Here is a 16,416-nt window from a genome sequence, read left to right as displayed (position 1 = left end):
CACTCGGATATCTTTCCCCGGTTGACTTCGAAAAACTTAACAACTGATCTCCCTTTCCCGTCTGCGCCACTGTCCGCAATTCGAGGGTAAGCCCAAAGAGCCGCGAGCAAACTGCGGATTTTGTCTTGATAGGCGTTTAGTTGGGCAACGCTCCCTCCTCGCAAATCGGGCGGTTGCAGCAAGAAACCTTTGCTAGCGATTCCGCCTTTTTCGAGTGTGCCGTAGATGAGCAAACCCTCGGCAAAGTATCCATTAGGCGCGGCGGTTTTCATGACGGATTACGGGTGCCGGCTGGCTTTGCGGCGCGAAACTCCAGCCCTCTTTGTTGAGGAGTTCATCGAAAAAATCCTCGGTGTAACCTTCGGGCTTGTTGCGGCGAAACATCATTACCCATAAAAACGGGCCAACGCATACCGGCACGGAAAACACAAGCGCCATGACAGGCGCCGCGCCCAGCATTGCATAGAGAACGAGAAAAAGTCCGATGGCGGCGACGATGCCGACAACAACATAAACGAAGTCGTTGCCCTCGAAACCAAGCGCGCGGCCCTTGCTGTCGTTGGCGCTGTTTGTGTCGGTGATGCGCAGTTCGGCGCTCATGACGATGGCGGTGCGGTTTTGTTAGAATTGCGGAGTCAGCGCGCCGTCACTCATGCCAAATATGTAGAAGAGCGCGGCCATGATCGCGGCGGCACCGGCGATGATGATGCCGGAAACAATGCCCATCTTACCGTCAGCGTCGCCTTTCTTGAGGCGGTCGGCTCCCGTCCAAATATTGATGACGCCCCAAATGAAGCCGATCATAAAGAGGATGCCCAAACCGTATTGGAAACCGGTTTTCACTTGTGTGGGTATTTGCGCGATGATCGTGATGGACGTAATTTGCGCGGTGTGCGCGGGTGTTGCCATCAGTGTCGCGAGCGACGCGAGTGCGAGCGTGAAAACCGTGCGGAGTATTTTAGTGGAGAGTTTTTTCATGACGGGAGTTTTTCGATTCATCCCGTCCTCCGCCGATGGCGGCGAAATCAGGGGAAATCATGCCGCCATTTTGCCCTGATTATTTTTCCGCGTATTGGATGTTTCCGTGTTTTTTCGGAATAAAAACGCGATTTTTTCATTTTTGCACGGATGCCCATGCAAACATCATCTCATTTTCAGACGTGCTTTGTTGATTCATACAACTCGCCCAACAATGTATAAAGAGTATCAAGCTCTGGCGAAGGGTGAATGAGCGATCCGAGTCTGGAACCATTATGTTTTCTATTGCGAAGCAATCGGATCAGCTTTGCTGCAAGCATGGCATGAGTTGGGCGTTTCAGCGAGCGGGCACGCTGGGGATCGGGAGAAGTCTTTGATGACATGGAAATCCCAAGTCGCAAATATGCCTGGCGCAAGCCGAGCCCGCACAATGCGTCCGGTGAGTCAACACGCCGGGCAAATTGCATGTAGCGTTGCGCGGTGCGCACTCCGCCATGAAAACAAGTCTTCAGCCACGGCAGCCACGCGCCGCGTCCGGCGTGTCTGCGGATGCTCGCTTTTTCAGCGATGAGGAGTTTCCCCGCGCGCCATGCGGCTGTCAGCGCGGCATCGAGTGAGCTTCGGGACTCGCCGGTAAGCCGTTGCGCCTCTGCGTGCAGGCGGTTTATCTCTGAAATGGCGGACGCGGCGGAGTGCTTTGTCGGTGTATCCGCAGATATGATTATTTCTGTTTTCATAATGAGAGTCCCATGCTTTTGCGAAAGTCGTCCGCGAGTTTGTGAATAGTCTGCCGGGTGCAGTCGGCCTGTTCGCCGATTTCCTCCAAGGTCATGCCTCCGATAAGGTCGGGGCGCACTTGACGCAGCACGATGGTCGAGCGCAGGCCGCGTTGCACGAGCGTGCTTCCTTCGGAGATCCAAAGCAGGACATGTGTGAGTGCTTCCAACGTCATTGCGCGGGCCTCGGCTTTCGAGTCAATAGGGTCTGCGAAAAACGCTTCGTCGCTGGCGGACGCGCGGGCTGGTGTGTCCTGATGATTGGTTTTATTATTTTGTATATTCATGGGCGTGGTTGTTTCGCCCTGCATCCTGCTCCTGCTTATGAATACATAATAGGGGCGCGCCTCTGTGTTGATTTGCCCCAATTGTTTTGAATGAGATTTATATGTATAAAAAAGAAAAACGCCGCATGTGCGGCGCATGCGGCGTTCATTGGGAAAACTATTATTGAATTGTTTTGTTTTTACCCGCGCGCTGGCACGAAAAGTTTCGTGCGGATGTGGAGCGCGACTTCGGCAAGGTCGTAATAAACGAAATGCCCCACGCGGTGATGCGGGATGCGACGATTGCGTGTCCATTCTCGCAAGGTGCGGATGGACGGCTCGCGTCCTGTCGGGAAAATCCCGCAAAAGCGCAGGCCGTTGATATCGGAGAGGGAGGTGGCGGATGGTGTCGTTGTGGTTTCCATACCCATGTGCCGGTGTCACGAAGAACATCAGTTTTCTTTCAACTGCGTTTGATTGCTCCAAGTGGAGCGCGGCAAAACCGCGCCCACCGGAGAAACGCATCAGGCCGCGTATGGCAACGCGGAGCCCTGGGGCTTGTCGGTTGCTGCGGCGGAGCCAGACGCGGGCTGTGCGGTTTTTTCTGCCGTTTGTTTTTCAGGCTGCGAGGCTGCGCGCAATGGCATGATGTTAAAAAACGCCTCGGCCTCGGCGGGGCTTTTGACATCGAGGTAGTGCTTGCGGATTATCGCCTCGGAGTTGCCCGCTTGCAACGCGGCGTCGCCCATCGAGCGGAACTTGGCAACGTGCATCGAAATAAAGGTGTGGCGCAATACATCGTGCGAAAGGCCAAACTTTTTAATGATGCCGGTGCGCAGGTGCTTGATATTTGGGACAAGAATGGGATTTTTTTCGAGCGGGTAGGCGCGCAGCCATGCGACGAGATTTGGCTGAATCGTCACGTTGCGCTTCATGTCGATCTTGGAAACCTCCGGCTCAATGTGGATGACGCCGGTTTCCATGTTCACATGCTCGGGTTTGAGCTTGGCAATTTCGCCGCGCTCCGAGTCGGGCCTGATGCCGGCGAACAAGCACAGGGCAAAAAATGGCGCCAGTTTGCCGCCGTGGAAACCCTCGATGTATTCCATCAATTCCGCTGCTTTTTTGACGGTGAGGGTGGCGGCGGAACCGCGTTTGTGGCTGATACGATAGTGCGGAACCTTGCCGATGGGATTGACGGCAATCCAATCCTGCTGCTGGGCATACTTGAGGAACGTCGAGAGCAATCCTCTGCGGTTGTTATAGGTCTTGAGCGAGGCGTTGCCCCGGCTGAAGTATTTTTTGAGCTTATCGGCGCTCAAATCAGACACCAAAACTCGCGGGAAGCTGTCAACGAGTTTGGTCATGTGCTTTTTGATGGTGAGCCATTGCGAGGTCGAAATCAGCCCCTTGGCGTGGTCTTCGTCTCGCAATTTCCGGTATTCGGTGACGGCATCGGCGAGCGGTTTCTGAAACTCCGGCTCCTTGTAATTCGTCAGCGCATAATCGACATAGAACGTAAGCGTATGCGTATGCTTCTGCCCCTTAATTTTGAGGAAAAGGGCTTCCGCTTCGCTTTGTTGCTCGGGTGTGAGGATGGTCGCGGTCGGACGCAAGCCCGACGCGGCCTGAATGGACTTGATTTCGAGGGCGCTTTTTTCAGCGGCGGCTTCTTGGCGGGTTTTGAAGTTTTTTCGAACTCGCTCGCCGTGAAACCATCCGTTTACGCGGTATGAGGTAACGCCATTGCGGTTTTTGAATGGTTTGATGGCTAGTAACGCGGTGTTTGTTTTCATCGATTAGGTTGCCGCGTCACGTGGCAACCTAATCTTGGCAAAAAGTTAAACTGTTGATTATCAGCAGTTAAACTGGCGGAGAGAGGGGGATTCGAACCCCCGGTAGGGTATTACCCCTACAACGCTTTAGCAAAGCGCCGCTTTCGACCACTCAGCCATCTCTCCAGTAGAATGGTGTTGCGCTACGAAAACTTAGCGCGGGCGAAGCGCAAGGCATTTTTCCGTTTTTTCAGTCTTTGCCCCCAATAATCACCTGAATCTCCATCGCGGTATTGCGCGGAAGTCCCGCAACCGCGATCACCACCCGCGCGTATTCATTCGCCCGCTTCGCCAAGAGGGGAGGGCGTTGGGGTTTTCGGCACGCGTGGACTGGCGCATGCATGTCCATCGTCCGGTCTTTTACCGTTTGTTTTGTGGACTTTGGGCGGCTTGGTTAGTGTTCTATGCAATTGCTAGGTTTGCCTGTTTGTTCCTCATCAGGATAAGCTTGGCGGTTTGCGCCACGCGCATTTCGTATTCCTGAACGTGTAGCCTATTCATGTCCGCATCATCCGCCAAATCCGCAAGCACTCTCGCGCTCGCCGCCGCGTTTCTGACGATTTATATCGTCTGGGGCAGCACGTATCTCGCCATGCGCGTCGGGGTCGAAACCATGCCGCCGCTTTCGATGGCCGGCGTGAGGTTTCTTGTCGCGGGCGTCCTCATGTTTGCGTTTGTGAAACTGCGCGGCGCGCCCCGGGCCACGGCGCGGCAGTGGCGTGACAACGCGCTTATCGCCGCGTTCCTGCTGCTCGGCGGCAACGGTCTTGTCATCTGGGCCGAGCAATACATCCCCTCGGGGATCACCGCGCTGCTCATCGGCTTTTCGCCCATGTGCATGGTGCTTATCGAATGGGTGTTTCCCGGCGGGCGACGTCCGGGGCCTTACACGATTGCCGGGCTCGTCATCGGCTTTGCCGGCATCATCGTGCTGGTCGCGCCCTGGGAGCACTTCAGTAATGAGGGTGCGCTTCCGCTGAAAGGCGTCGTCGCCATCATTGGCTCGACTGTCTTTTGGGCAACCGGGTCGATTCTTTCGCGTCATGTTCGCAATCCCGCCCCGGCATCCAGCGCGTCGGCCATGCAGATGCTTTGCGGCGGCGCCATGCTCGCGGTCGCCGCTTTCGCTCGCGGCGAGCCGGCCTCGATTGATATCGGCGCGTTCAGCGCGCGCTCATGGATCGCTCTTTTCTATTTGATCGTGATTGGTTCGCTTGTCGCGTTTTCCACCTACACGTGGCTCATCACACACAGCACGCCCGCGCGTGTGTCCACTTACGCGTATGTGAACCCGATCGTCGCCGTGTTTCTCGGATGGCTGATTCTGGACGAACCCGTGACGCTCCGCACTTTGGCCGCCGCCGCGATTATAATCCTTTCCGTGATGGTTATCATCGTCCGCAAAAACAAACGCGCCGCGTAACAACGCTTCTCGCTTTCGCGCCGGGCAAACTCGGTTTAATCGCATTTTGCGTTTTTGTTCTTCCACAATCCCGCAATCGAGATTTTTAATGCTAACTCCCCTCGGAGTTCCCGGACGAATGAATGCCCTCGAACATCGGCACAGGCGGTGACGCCCGTGCCGCGTTTTCTAAAAAAACTTTTCATGCAACATAACCAACAAAACCCCGCCCCGCATCCTTCCTCGCCTTCGCCACGCGCGTCGCGGCCGCTTTCCAAGAATTACCGGTGGGAGTTGATGCTCCTGCTGTTTTGCACGTATTTTCTCCACCAGATTGACCGGGCGATTTTTGGCGTCCTCACAAAAAACATAAAAATCGACCTCGGCCTGGACGACCTCCAGATCGGGCTGAGTCACCAGCTTTTGTTTTTCGTGATGGCTGCGATGGTTCCCGTCGCGGGCTACGTCGGCGACCGGTGCAGCAAAAAATGGATCATCACCATAAGCCTGATTTTTTGGAGCGCGGCGACGATGGTCACGGGAACGGTGACCGGGCTCGTGGGCATTCTCATTTTCCGAAGCATCGCCACCGCGGGCGGCGAGGCGTTTTACGGGCCGTCATCGACCGCCATGATCGCCAGCTTTCACAAGGAGACGCGGGCGCGCGCGCTGTCCATTCATCAAAGCGCCGTCTATATCGCGCCGATGATCAGCGGGTTTCTCGGCACGGCCATCGCCGCCGCGTTTGGCTGGCGCTCGGTCTTCTACATCTTCGGCGGCCTCGGCATCGTCATGGGCGCGATTCTGATATTTCGCCTGCGCGACAAACCCGCGGACTCCGACGCGCAACCGGACGAACCGAGCAACGCGCCGGTTGCCGAGAAAATCCCTTTCTGGAGCGCGGTGCGGCAGATCGTCCGCATCCCGACGGTGCTTTTGCTGACGGCCGGATTCATCGCAGTGGTGTTCGTGAACAACGCCTATCTTGCGTTCGCGCCGATTTTCATCGAGGAGCGCTTCGGCGTTTCGGAAATGGAGGCGCGGGGCTACGGCATGTTCATGCACTTCGCGGCGGCGTGGATCGGCGTGATCGTCGGCGGTTTCCTGACCGACGCCTTGGTGCGCCGCTGGAAATCGTTTCGCCTCGTCCTGCAAACCACGGTCATGTTTCTCGGCGTGCCGATGATTTTTCTCATCGGAAGCGTCGGGTCGCCGCAAACGCTTTGGGTGATTTTGTTTCTCTTCGGCCTTTTCCGCGGCCTCTACGAAACGAACACCCACGCCGCGATTTTCGATGTCGTGCCGCCGAAACTCCGCGCGATGGTTGTCGCGTTGATGCTTCTGGCGGCGATGAGCATCGGCTCGTTTGCCCCGACGCTGTTCGGATATTTCGGGCGGCTTTACGGAACCGGCGACGGCATCGCGCTGGCGTTCCGGATCGTCTCGGTCGCCTGGATTATCGGCGGCGTCTGCGTGCTCTGCGCGCTGTTGTTCACGTTTAAAAAAGACCGGCTGAAAGAATAAAATTATCACTGAATAATACATGAAAACATGACCACGGATTGCACGGATCTGCACGGATGACAAACCGGGCGTCGCAAGCGACGCCCCTACGGTATTTATCCGTGATAATCCGTGTAATCCGTGGTCTAAAAATTAGAAAATATCAAAAAACATGCCCACCGAATCCACCCGCCTCGCGGCGGAACATTTCTTGAAAAACGAAACCGCGTTTCACCTCGGCGAAATGCTCACGGAGCAATCGCATCCGATCACGCGAACACTTTCGCAAACGCTCGAAAAAAACACGGCGGACGGAATCGAAATGCTGCTGCGCGTTGACGACGACATCCCGCCCGTCGCCGATCGTGTTCTCGCCTCGAAGGAATTCGCGAAGTTGCGCGCCGACATCCTCGACACACTCCAACGCGGCGGACGGATTGTTTTCAGCGGCTGCGGCGCCACCGGCCGGCTCGCAATTTTGCTGGACGCGGCGCACCGGAAATTTTGCGCGAACGCGGCGGCCCGTTTCCCGGAGCAGCGCGATTTTTTCACGACGCTCCTTGCGCAAACGCAGGCCATCATGACCGGCGGCGACTACGCGCTTATCCGCTCCGTCGAATCCTTCGAGGACTATATTTCCTTCGGGCAACGACAGGCGCAAGACGCCGGCATGGGGCCGAACGACTGCCTGGTGGCCATCAGCGAAGGCGGCGAAACCTCGTCGGTCATCGGCACGATTCACGGCGCGCTGGCCGCCGGATCGCGCGCGCATTTTATGTTCAACAATCCCGCCGAGTTGCTCGTCCGAAAAGTCGAGCGCTCGCGGGCCGTGATCACCGACGCGCGCGTCAACATCATCGACCTGGCGACGGGGCCGATGGCGGTCGCCGGTTCGACGCGAATGCAGGCGACGACCATCGAGCTGCTCATCGCCGGGCTGGCATTTGAGGCCGCGCTCGCCGACTTCCTCCCCGGACGATTGCCCGAGCCTGTCGTGCGGGCGATTTTTCCGTCGGGCGCCGCGCCCGAGCAAGGGGCCGCGCGCTTCCGTCAACTTCTCCGGCAAATACGCTCGCCGGAAAATATTCGCGCCATGGCCGCCTGGGTCGATTTCGAGCGGGACATTTACGCCAAGTCGGGACGCATCACGTATTTTCCCGACGAATACATGCTCGACATTTTCACCGACACGACGGAGCGCTCGCCGACATTCAAGGTGCCGCCGTTTCGCTCGACGCTCGAGCCGGACGACCCTGTTTCGTGGGCCTATGTGAAAGAGCCGCTTCGCGACGCGGACTCGGCATGGCGGCGACTCCTCGGACATGAACCAAACTGCATCACGTGGACGCCCGACGATTATCGCGCGATGGGCGCCGCCGAGCGCATCATCGAGAACCCGCCGAAAATCGACCGCGAGCGGTTGGCAACCTACCGCATCGGTTGCGAGCCGGACACGTCGCGAACCGCCGTCCGCCCGAACGCCGCCATCGCCTTCCTGGCGGGCGCGGAAATGGCGCACCTCGAAAAACGCGACGAGTGGCACCAGGCGTTCGAGCGCGCCGCCGCCGGTTTCGAACGCCGCGCGGCCATCCTGATCGGCACGCGCCGCCCCGCCTCGAATCCGCTGGACGAAATTTGTTTCATCGAGGCGGACATGCCCGAATCGCCCCTGGAAATTTTCGCGCACCTCGCCGTCAAGCTGGCGTTGAACAACGTCTCCACGGCGACGATGGGCAAACTCGGACGGCTTAGCGGAAACTGGATGGCGCACGTTGACGCATCGAACAAGAAGCTGATCGACCGGAGCATCCGCCTGGTCAGCGAACTGGCCGGCGTCGATTACGAAACCGCGTGCCACGCGCTGTTCGAATCGCTCGAGGAAATGAGCGCCTGGCCCGAATCCCGCCGCAAAACCGTCTCCCCCTCGGCTCACACGGTCAAACGACTCCGGGAGAAGAACGGCGCGCAATGAACTCAGGTATTCAGTCATGATCGAATTGCCGCAAGAGAAGCCCGAAGGGCTTCCACAACTTAGCCCGGGGTTGCCGAGGAACGAGGCTACCCCGGGAATTCGGTTTATTCATATATTCAACCCCAACGGGGTTGCACAATTTTTTGGACGCCGTGGCTGTGCAACCCCGTTGGGGTTGAATATTATTTTTGCCAGATACCCAGGGTGGCCTCGTTCCTCGGCGACCCTGGGCTCAGTTATGAATCCCCGTTGGGGATTTTGGGAAACCTCAAAAACCAACCTTAATGCCGATGTCACATGACTAAACATTCCGCACAAATTCTTATGAACCTCAAACACACCCTCGTTTTCCTCTTCTGCTCCCTTTGCCTCTGTTTGTGCGCGTCGTCGCAAGCAGCGCCTCGAACATCCGCGCTGCGACCGGAGAAACTCGCCGAAATGCAGGCCTTCATCAATGACGCCATTGCGCAAGGGCACTGTCCGGGCGCGGTGTTGTGGATCGAGCACAACGGCGAGCGTTTTCATTCGGCATTCGGAAAACGCGCGCTGGTTCCGGCGGAGGAAACGATGACGGCCGATACCATTTTCGACCTCGCCTCGCTCACGAAAGTCGTGGCGTGCACGCCGTCCGTCATGCTGCTCGTGGAGCGCGGGCAAATCAAACTCGACGAGCCCGTGCGCACCTACATCCCCGAGTTCGCGGGGGAGGGCAAGGAGCGGATAACCGTCCGGCAATTGATGACGCACACCTCCGGCCTGCGTTCCGGCATCGAAACAAAATCGGACTGGAGCGGCGCCGCGGCCGCGATCGAAAAGGCCTGCGCGGAAATCCCGCGCACGCCGCCGGGCGCGGCGTTTCGTTACAGCGACATCAACTTTTTTATGCTCGGCGAAATTGTCCGCCGCGTCAGCGGAACGCCGCTGTCCGAGTTTGCCGCGCGCGAAATTTTCGCGCCGCTAAAAATGACCGACACCGGCTACCTTCCCGCGTCGGAAAAACTGCCGCGCATCGCGCCGACGGAAGTCGTCCGGGACAAAAAGCCGTGGCGCGGCGTCGTCCACGATCCGACAGCGCGAAAGATGGGCGGCGTCGCCGGGCACGCGGGACTGTTCTCCACCGCGGCGGACTTGGCGCGTTACGCGCGGATGCTGCTCAACGAGGGCGAGCTTGACGGCGCGCGCATTTTCAAGCCCGAGACGGTCAGGTTGATGACCAGCGTGCAGACCTCCGGCGACCTGCCGCCGCGCGCGCTGGGCTGGGACATCGCCAGCGGTTACAGCCGCCCGCGCGGAAAGATTTTTCCGTTCGGCTCCTTCGGGCACACCGGTTTCACGGGCACGATTTTGTGGATCGATCCCCACTCGCGCACATTTTATATTTTCCTCTCCAGCCGCACCCACCCCACCCGCAAGGGAAACATCGTGCCGCTCTTTTCGCGCCTCGGCACGCTCGCGGCGGAAATCGTGGGCGACTTCAATTTCGCCGGCGTGCCGGGCGTGCCCGCGGACAAGGATTTGACGGCGCGAATCGAAGCCCCGCTTCTCGCGACCAAGCGCGCCGCTTCCCGCGCGAAGGTTTTGAACGGCATCGACGTGCTCGTGAAAAACGACTTCGCGCCGCTCAAGGGCAAACGCCTCGGCCTGATAACCAATCACACCGGGCACGACCGCGACCGCAACCCGACCATCGACCTGCTCAAAAACGCGCCCGGCGTGAATCTCGTGGCGCTCTTCGGCCCCGAGCACGGCATTCGCGGCGAGCACGACGTGAGCAAAATAGAAGACGGGCGCGACACCAAAACCGGCTTGCCCGTTTACAGCCTCTACCTCGGCAAGCGGCGCAAACCCCTGCCCGAACACCTCGAAGGCATCGACGCGCTGATGTTCGACATTCAGGACATCGGCTGCCGGTTCTACACCTACGCGTCCACGATGGGCCTGGCCATCGAGGCGGCGGCGGAAAACGGAAAGGAAATTTTCATCCTCGACCGACTGAACCCGATCAACGGCGCCGCCGTGGAGGGCCCGGTGCTGGCCGAGCCGCCGACATTTGTGGGTTTCTTCCGCGTGCCGTTGCGTCACGGAATGACCGTGGGCGAACTCGCAAAAATGTATAACGCCGAAAAAAACCTCGGCGCGAAACTGACCGTCATCCAAGTGGAAAATTGGACGCGCGCCCTGTGGTTTGACCAAACGGGGCAGCCCTGGACAAATCCCTCGCCCAACATGCGCAACCTGAAACAAGCCGCGCTCTATCCGGGCGTGGGGTTGGTGGAATTTTCGCTGTCCGTGGGACGCGGCACCGACACGCCCTTCGAGCAGGTTGGCGCGCCCTACATCGACGAGCTCGCGTTTGCGGAAAAACTCAACGCGGAGGGATTGCCCGGCGTGCGTTTCGCGCCCATCCGTTTCACGCCGACCGCGAGCATCCACAAGGGCGCGGATTGTGGCGGCGTTTACATCATGCTCACCGATTTGCAGGCTTACAATTCGGTCGATATTGGAATCATCCTGGCGAGGACGCTTTACCAGATGTATCCGGAGCAATTTCCCGTCGATAAAGTCAGCCGCCTGCTCCTCCACAAACCGACGCTCGAGGCGATCAAGGCGGGCAAGCCGCTCGCGGAAATCCGCGCGCTCTGGAAGGGCGAGCGGGACGAGTTCATGAAGCGCCGCGAAAAGTTTTTGATTTACAGGTAGGGCGAACCCTTAGGGTGAGCCGAAGAAAACGGCATGAAATTCAGAGTGCCACGGCGCACGAAAAACTTCGGCTCAGCCTGAGGCTTCGCCCTACCAAAAATGCCAGTCAAATATTAGAATCGCGTGATGATGCCGAAGCGGAAGCCGAGGCCATTGTCCATTTTAATGTTGGCGTTGCGTCCGTGCAGATCCTGTTTGTATGAATTCAGGCGTTCGTATGCCACACCGGCATAAAAGCCGGTGCGCGTGCTCGTCCACCATTCAAGGTTTGCATCGAAATAAAAACCGCCGAGGTATTTCTGGTTGTTCTTGGTATCTATGGTATACGAATATCCGTTTGCGTAAGTTTCCGTGTAGGCGGTGCTTATCGAGCTTGAGCCATAGGGGACGTTTACGTTTTCCTCGTAGCGGAATTTGGAGCCCACATAGGCGGCCATGTATCCGCCGCTGAGATAGGCCGAGAAGCGTTTGCCGATCGGAATGCGCACCATCGGGCCGAGGCGCAGCATGTAATACACGCCCTTGACCTGCCAGTAGCCGTCGGCCGTGCCGTCCATTAATTTATCCCCGTCGGGATCACTCAAATCGGATTGCTCGGTGGCAGCGATGGTGTTGCCGATGGGGTTTGTTGTCTCCAGGGCGGTGTAGCCAGAAACTTCACTGCCGTTGCTGTCCGTGTAAGTATATTTTAAGTCTTGGTATTCGTCATCACTTTCCGTGGGGACAAAAATATTGGGGAAACTGGAGGCGTCGTTATGTGTCTTGAGTTTGCCTTTTGTCGGCGTGCCGGCAAATTTGTCACCGGTGGTATAAATATCATACCAATCCGTTATGTAATCGAGTTTTACGTTCACGGACTGGCGGGTTTTGGCATTAAATTCGGAGACGGCGAAGCTGACGCCGATGCCCCATTCGAAATGTTTGAAGCGTTGGATGACGCGTCCCATCGAGAGTTCGACGCCGGGATTTCTGCGATCCTCCGCAGTGACCGTGTCCGTGGAGCCTCGCGAGGAGAAGGCGCTCATGCCAATTTGCTGGTAGTTGGAATTGTCGGGGTTGTCCCTTAACTGGCCGCTGTCGCCCGAGTAGGACCAGTTTCTTGTGTAGTGATTCCAATTGGTGTCGTCTTTGTTGTAATAGACATAATTGCCCGTGATGACCACATCGCCATTTGCGTCGCGAACGGCCTCGCCGTCGCTATCCAGTATGATGGTGTAATAACGGCCCTCGACGCCACCGGGTATGCTGTTCCACTTGACGCATGTGTTATCCGAATAGGCCGGGCGATCCCCGTTGGCGGCATCCTTGTCGTCCGCGGAGATCGTGCCGTTGTTGTATCCGCCGGCGTTGACTCTATCTCGGGACACGGCAAACGGGGTTGCCCCGAGGTTGCCTCCGAAGGTGACCTTGGCGCCGCCGATCATGCGGACGCCGATCGAGAAGCTGTTTTTCATCGGCCGCAGGTATTCAACGGGCGTGACAGGCGTTTTATCCTGGGCGTGCACCAAGAGTCCGGTGCCAACAAATAGAGCGAAAACAAGTGTGCGCGGGAGAGTCGGTTTCATTTAGACGAATTGCCTAGAAGTGTCGGCTTATTGAAAAGTTGCGAGCAAACTTTCTAGTTGAGTTGTAATTTCTTTGTTTGAGGCGTGTGCCGCAGGGCGGAGAAAAACATGTCCGCGCCGCAGTTTTGGCGGGGAGCCGGTGCGCGCGGGCATGTTTCGGAAGTGCGTTGATGACTTCCCAAAGCGGGGCAGTGTTCCAGAAAATTAACGCGCGCGGGGGTGCCGGGCCGGGGGGCCGGCGCTTCCGGAGCACCGCTCACGAGGCGGCCATGTGGGGGAATTTCGCGGCGAGCGCGGCGGTTGCCTCCCTGGCTTCAAGGAGTTCGCCAATCGCATCCCAGCGGCCCGCAACCAGGCCCTCGCGCGCGCTTTCGCGCATTGTGACCGGGATTTTTTGATCGCCGAAACGCACTTCGAGGCGCTCGACATCAACCGTCACCTCGAGCTGCGGGTTGGCCTCGATTGCGGCGGCGACCCTGGCGATGTCCTCATGTTTTGCGTTCACGCAGGGGATGCCGAGCGTGGTGCTGTTGCCAAAAAAGATCTCGGCGAAGTTCTCCGCGATGATTGCGCGGAATCCGGCCTTGTGGATGGCTTGCGGCGCGTGTTCGCGCGAGCTGCCGCAGCCGAAATTGGCGCCGGAGAGCATGATCGTCGCGCCTTTGTGCCCGGGTTTGTCGATCGGGTGGCCGGTGAGTTTGTCGTCGGGCGTGTGGCGCACGTCGTAAAACAGATACTGGCCAAGGCCGTCGAAGCTGACGCATTTCATGAAACGCGCGGGAATGATGCGGTCGGTGTCGATGTCGTTGCCGGGCACGTGAACGGCGCGGCCGGTGACTTGGGTGATTTTTGCGAGGGACATGGTGGAATGTGGAATGCGGATTTCGGAATGCGGAATGTGGACTTCGGATCGGCCGGATCGGCCCGGTCAGACCGATTTGTCGGATGCAGATGCGGTTAGTTGTTCGCTTCGGGGAAAACTTCCCGCGCGTCGGCGACGTGGCCGGCGATGGCGGCGGCGGCCACCATCAACGGGCTCATCAGGATGGTGCGTCCGGTCGGGCTGCCCTGGCGGCCCTTGAAGTTGCGGTTCGAGGAGCTGGCGCTGACTTGATCGCCGACGAGTTTGTCGGGATTCATTGCCAGGCACATCGAGCAGCCGGCGTCGCGCCATTCAAAGCCGGCGTCCTTGAAGACTTGGTCGAGGCCGAGCTCGCGGCAGATCGCCGCGACGCCTTGCGATCCGGGAACGGCCAGCGCGCGGATGCCGGGCGCGACTTTTTTGCCCTTGATGTGCCTGGCGACCTCTTGGAAATCGGTGAGGCGTCCGTTGGTGCAGGAGCCGAGAAACGCGACGTCGATCTTGGTGCCCTTGATGGGCGCGCCGGGCGTGAATTTCATGTAGGCGAGCGCCTCCTCGATTTCCGCCTTTTCCTCGGCGGTAGCCGCGGTCGCGGGATCGGGGATGTTTTCGTTGATAGAGATGCCCTCGGCGGGATTGATGCCCCAGGTGACGGTGGGAGCGATGTCGGCGGCGTCGATTTTGACAACGTCGTCGTAGGCGCAACCGGGATCGGACGCGCAGGCTTTCCAGCGGGCGACGGCCTCGTCCCATGCCGCGCCCTTGGGGGCGTAGGGGCGGTCCTTGAGATAGGCGAACGTGGTTTCGTCGGGATTGACGTAGCCGACGCGCGCGCCGCCCTCGATGGACATGTTGCACACGGTCATGCGCTCCTCCATCGACATGTTGTCGAGCACCTCGCCCGCGAATTCGTAGGCGTAGCCGGTGCCGCCGTTGACGCCGAGCGTGCGGATGATGTGCAGGATCACGTCCTTCGCGTAAACGCCCCGTCCGAGTTTTCCGTTGACCTCGACGCGGCGCACCTTGAGTGGCGAGATGGCCATGGTTTGCGTGGCGAGGATGTCGCGGATTTGCGTGGTGCCGATGCCAAACGAGATCGCGCCGAACGCGCCGTGCGTGGAGGTGTGCGAGTCGCCGCAGGCGATGGTCATGCCGGGCTGCGTGATGCCCTGCTCGGGGGCGATGATGTGGATGACGCCCTGCTTGCCGGTGGCGCGGTCAAAAAACACGATGCCGTTGTCCTGGCAGTTTTTGCGGATGGCGTCCATCATGGCCTGCGCGAGCGGGTCGGCGAAGGGTTCGCACGCGCCGGGATTGGTCGGGATGATGTGATCGACGGTCGCGAAAGTGCGGTGGGGCATGGCGACCTTCAGGTTGAGGTCGCGCAACATGCCGAACGCCTGCGGGCTGGTGACTTCGTGCAGCAGGTGCGTGTCGACGAGGAGCTGGGTGTGGCCGCTCGAGAGCTTGCGCACGGCGTGCGCCTCCCAGACTTTTTGGAACAGTGTTTTTGGCATAATGTGCAGAATCGGATTTGTGTTAAAAATACGCGGAAAAAACGAATAAATTGCGACGCAGGATAGCAGATTCTTGCAATATCAAAAAATACTCATTTTGTCGTGATTGATGCCCGCCGAGTATCAGTTTCCCTACGATCTGCGCCACCTCGTCTATTTTCTCGAAGTCGCGCGCCGGCTTCATTTTCGCAAGGCCGCCGAGGCGCTCAATGTCGCTCAGCCCGCGCTCAGCCGCCAGATCGCGCACCTCGAGGAGGCGCTGGGCGCGAAACTCTTCGCGCGCACGCGCCGCCGCGTCGAGCTGACGCCGGCGGGGCGCGCCTTCGCCGCGCGCATCGAGCCGGTGCTGCGCTCGCTCAATGCGGCGGGGCGGGAGCTGCGCTCGCTGGCGGCGGGCGAGACGGGGCATGTGCGCGTGGCGTTCACGGGGCTGGCGATGGCGACGGTGCTGCCGGATATTTTGCGCGAGTTCAACCGGCGTTATCCCGGCATCCGGCTTGAGTTGAACGAAATGCCCACGAGCGCCCAGCTTGCCGCGTTGCAGGTGGGCGAGCTGGGGTGCGGTTTTTTTCATCCGAACACAAGCGGCGCGCCCTCGCCGGGCATTCGCACGCACATGCTTTTGCGCGAGCGCAACGGCATCCTGCTTCCCGCGGGGCACGCGCTCGGAAAAAAGAAACTGCTCCGGCTGCGCGATCTCGCGGCGGTGCCGTTTGTGTTGTTTCCGAGGGCGAACAACCCCGGGTTTTACGACCGCATCATCGCGGCGTGTTCACAGGCGGGCGTGACGCCGAAAATCGTCGAGGAGGTCTGGCCCCGCGCCAACGGAATCGGCCTGGTGCGCGCCGGCATTGGCGTGACCTTCATCACGCCATCAGAGGCGGGGCCGTTGCCGAAGGACGTGGTGTTTCACGCGCTCACCGGGCACGCGCCCGAGAGCCGGCTTGTCCTCGGCTGGAAGCAACCGCCCGCGCCCGATCCCGCGCTCGCGGCATTTTTGGACGCGGCAATGGGCGGTGGAAAAAAGTAGCGAGTAGCGG

15 protein-coding genes and 1 tRNA gene are annotated in these 16,416 nt (G+C 59.0%); 5 read left to right on the top strand and 11 right to left on the bottom strand.

Annotated elements, in window-relative coordinates; genetic code table 11:
- From M2447_RS12915 to M2447_RS12880, 8 genes are all read right to left on the bottom strand, one after another.
- The coding region (locus M2447_RS12915; protein ID WP_277558935.1) for a hypothetical protein at positions 1-272 on the bottom strand (272 nt) is incomplete at its 3' end.
- Entirely contained in the window at positions 253-600 is a 348-nt protein-coding gene (locus M2447_RS12910; protein WP_277558934.1) for a hypothetical protein, read from the bottom strand. The genes M2447_RS12915 and M2447_RS12910, both read right to left, overlap by 20 nt.
- A 21-nt stretch (positions 601-621) precedes the next feature.
- Complete coding sequence (locus M2447_RS12905; protein ID WP_277558933.1) at positions 622-978, bottom strand: hypothetical protein; 357 nt, start codon at positions 976-978, stop codon at positions 622-624.
- Positions 979-1,154: 176 nt separating this feature from the next.
- Entirely contained in the window at positions 1,155-1,715 is a 561-nt protein-coding gene (locus tag M2447_RS12900) for a hypothetical protein (protein ID WP_277558932.1), read from the bottom strand.
- The gene (locus tag M2447_RS12895; RefSeq protein ID WP_277558931.1) at positions 1,712-2,041 is read right to left on the bottom strand and encodes a hypothetical protein; all 330 of its coding nucleotides are present in this window, start codon (positions 2,039-2,041) and stop codon (positions 1,712-1,714) included. Before M2447_RS12895 ends, M2447_RS12900 begins: the two co-directional genes overlap by 4 nt.
- A 179-nt stretch (positions 2,042-2,220) precedes the next feature.
- Positions 2,221-2,451, bottom strand: a complete 231-nt coding sequence (locus tag M2447_RS12890) for a hypothetical protein (protein ID WP_277558930.1) — start codon at positions 2,449-2,451, stop codon at positions 2,221-2,223.
- 93 nt (positions 2,452-2,544) lie between these two features.
- A complete protein-coding gene (locus tag M2447_RS12885; protein ID WP_277558929.1) occupies positions 2,545-3,816 on the bottom strand; it encodes a site-specific integrase in 1,272 nt (423 codons plus the stop codon).
- Positions 3,817-3,889: 73 nt separating this feature from the next.
- Positions 3,890-3,981, bottom strand: a tRNA-Ser gene (locus tag M2447_RS12880).
- A 373-nt stretch (positions 3,982-4,354) separates the two neighbouring features.
- Here M2447_RS12880 and M2447_RS12875 point away from each other — a divergent pair.
- From M2447_RS12875 to M2447_RS12860, 4 genes are all read left to right on the top strand, one after another.
- The gene (locus M2447_RS12875) at positions 4,355-5,278 is read left to right on the top strand and encodes an EamA family transporter (RefSeq protein WP_277511051.1); all 924 of its coding nucleotides are present in this window, start codon (positions 4,355-4,357) and stop codon (positions 5,276-5,278) included.
- A 183-nt stretch (positions 5,279-5,461) separates the two neighbouring features.
- Positions 5,462-6,781: an MFS transporter gene (locus M2447_RS12870; protein WP_277511050.1), complete on the top strand. Its 1,320-nt coding sequence runs from the start codon at positions 5,462-5,464 to the stop codon at positions 6,779-6,781.
- 151 nt (positions 6,782-6,932) lie between these two features.
- On the top strand, positions 6,933-8,732 hold the full coding sequence (locus M2447_RS12865; protein ID WP_277558928.1) for a hypothetical protein: 1,800 nt from the start codon (positions 6,933-6,935) through the stop codon (positions 8,730-8,732).
- A 324-nt stretch (positions 8,733-9,056) separates the two neighbouring features.
- Positions 9,057-11,432: an exo-beta-N-acetylmuramidase NamZ domain-containing protein gene (locus M2447_RS12860; protein WP_277558927.1), complete on the top strand. Its 2,376-nt coding sequence runs from the start codon at positions 9,057-9,059 to the stop codon at positions 11,430-11,432.
- Positions 11,433-11,545: 113 nt separating this feature from the next.
- Here the strand turns inward: M2447_RS12860 and M2447_RS12855 are convergent, their stop codons facing one another.
- The 3 genes from M2447_RS12855 to leuC all read right to left on the bottom strand — a co-directional run bounded on the left by M2447_RS12855 (position 11,546) and on the right by leuC (position 15,376).
- Positions 11,546-12,997: a hypothetical protein gene (locus M2447_RS12855; protein ID WP_277558926.1), complete on the bottom strand. Its 1,452-nt coding sequence runs from the start codon at positions 12,995-12,997 to the stop codon at positions 11,546-11,548.
- A 256-nt stretch (positions 12,998-13,253) separates the two neighbouring features.
- On the bottom strand, positions 13,254-13,859 hold the full coding sequence (gene leuD / locus M2447_RS12850) for a 3-isopropylmalate dehydratase small subunit (RefSeq protein WP_277511046.1): 606 nt from the start codon (positions 13,857-13,859) through the stop codon (positions 13,254-13,256).
- 95 nt (positions 13,860-13,954) lie between these two features.
- Positions 13,955-15,376 carry a 3-isopropylmalate dehydratase large subunit gene (gene leuC, locus M2447_RS12845; protein WP_277511045.1) on the bottom strand — a complete coding sequence of 474 codons (1,422 nt, stop codon included), beginning with the start codon at positions 15,374-15,376 and terminating at the stop codon, positions 13,955-13,957.
- Positions 15,377-15,485: 109 nt separating this feature from the next.
- Between leuC and M2447_RS12840 the strand changes: the two genes are divergently transcribed.
- Entirely contained in the window at positions 15,486-16,406 is a 921-nt protein-coding gene (locus tag M2447_RS12840; protein ID WP_277511044.1) for a LysR family transcriptional regulator, read from the top strand.
- Positions 16,407-16,416: the final 10 nt, after the last annotated feature.

This window comes from Ereboglobus sp. PH5-10, assembly GCF_029504735.1.
Lineage (GTDB): Bacteria > Verrucomicrobiota > Verrucomicrobiia > Opitutales > Opitutaceae > Ereboglobus.
Note: the sequence above shows the minus strand (reverse complement) of the source record. Positions and strands in the feature narration are given on the sequence as shown.

What these genes read in the sequence shown, in the direction of transcription:
- M2447_RS12865 (WP_277558928.1), top strand. Translation starts at nt 6,933, where the DNA reads ATGCCCACCGAATCCACCCGCCTCGCGGCGGAACATTTCTTGAAAAAC.
- M2447_RS12860 (WP_277558927.1), top strand. Translation starts at nt 9,057, where the DNA reads ATGAACCTCAAACACACCCTCGTTTTCCTCTTCTGCTCCCTTTGCCTC.
- M2447_RS12905 (WP_277558933.1), bottom strand. Translation starts at nt 978, where the DNA reads ATGAAAAAACTCTCCACTAAAATACTCCGCACGGTTTTCACGCTCGCA.
- M2447_RS12855 (WP_277558926.1), bottom strand. Translation starts at nt 12,997, where the DNA reads ATGAAACCGACTCTCCCGCGCACACTTGTTTTCGCTCTATTTGTTGGC.
- M2447_RS12900 (WP_277558932.1), bottom strand. Translation starts at nt 1,715, where the DNA reads ATGAAAACAGAAATAATCATATCTGCGGATACACCGACAAAGCACTCC.
- M2447_RS12840 (WP_277511044.1), top strand. Translation starts at nt 15,486, where the DNA reads ATGCCCGCCGAGTATCAGTTTCCCTACGATCTGCGCCACCTCGTCTAT.
- M2447_RS12870 (WP_277511050.1), top strand. Translation starts at nt 5,462, where the DNA reads ATGCAACATAACCAACAAAACCCCGCCCCGCATCCTTCCTCGCCTTCG.
- M2447_RS12895 (WP_277558931.1), bottom strand. Translation starts at nt 2,041, where the DNA reads ATGAATATACAAAATAATAAAACCAATCATCAGGACACACCAGCCCGC.
- M2447_RS12885 (WP_277558929.1), bottom strand. Translation starts at nt 3,816, where the DNA reads ATGAAAACAAACACCGCGTTACTAGCCATCAAACCATTCAAAAACCGC.
- leuD (WP_277511046.1), bottom strand. Translation starts at nt 13,859, where the DNA reads ATGTCCCTCGCAAAAATCACCCAAGTCACCGGCCGCGCCGTTCACGTG.
- M2447_RS12910 (WP_277558934.1), bottom strand. Translation starts at nt 600, where the DNA reads ATGAGCGCCGAACTGCGCATCACCGACACAAACAGCGCCAACGACAGC.
- leuC (WP_277511045.1), bottom strand. Translation starts at nt 15,376, where the DNA reads ATGCCAAAAACACTGTTCCAAAAAGTCTGGGAGGCGCACGCCGTGCGC.
- M2447_RS12875 (WP_277511051.1), top strand. Translation starts at nt 4,355, where the DNA reads ATGTCCGCATCATCCGCCAAATCCGCAAGCACTCTCGCGCTCGCCGCC.
- M2447_RS12890 (WP_277558930.1), bottom strand. Translation starts at nt 2,451, where the DNA reads ATGGGTATGGAAACCACAACGACACCATCCGCCACCTCCCTCTCCGAT.